The organism is Vibrio sp. S17_S38, assembly GCF_014694375.1.
Taxonomy (GTDB): Bacteria; Pseudomonadota; Gammaproteobacteria; order Enterobacterales; family Vibrionaceae; genus Vibrio.
The window spans coordinates 1-357 of sequence record NZ_JAAUWW010000055.1; the positions used below are offsets into that span (position 1 = coordinate 1).

A 357-nucleotide genomic window follows, 5' to 3' on the forward strand; every position below is an offset into this window, starting at 1 on the left:
CCTTGGTCTTTTATTTCTTGAAAAAGAACACAAGCTGGTATCCAGTGAGGTTTAGCTGATTCTATTCGTTGGAGAATGTATTGCTTATATGGAGTAAGTTTACTTTGAGTCGTCAGCCTTGATTTATATTGGGGATAAGCATCTTGTTCAACGATATATTTTTTAACGGTATTCCGTGAAATATTCAACTCACGAGCTATTGCCCGCATGCTTTTTCCTTGTCGATATAGGGTAATAATGTCCACAAAAATCTCCTTGGTTAACATAATCACCATCCAGTTTTGTTAAAACTGAATGATACCAAGTGGATCAATTTTCAATTGGTGTTAGTGGATCATTTTTGCACTGGTGGTGACA

1 protein-coding gene is annotated in these 357 nt (G+C 36.4%); it reads right to left on the reverse strand.

Translation table 11 applies throughout. The annotated features are described in order from the left end of the window. Positions 1-245 (reverse strand): helix-turn-helix domain-containing protein (locus tag HC725_RS16605; RefSeq protein ID WP_190332955.1); only part of this gene is annotated, 245 nt, incomplete at its 3' end. Positions 246-357 lie beyond the last annotated feature (112 nt).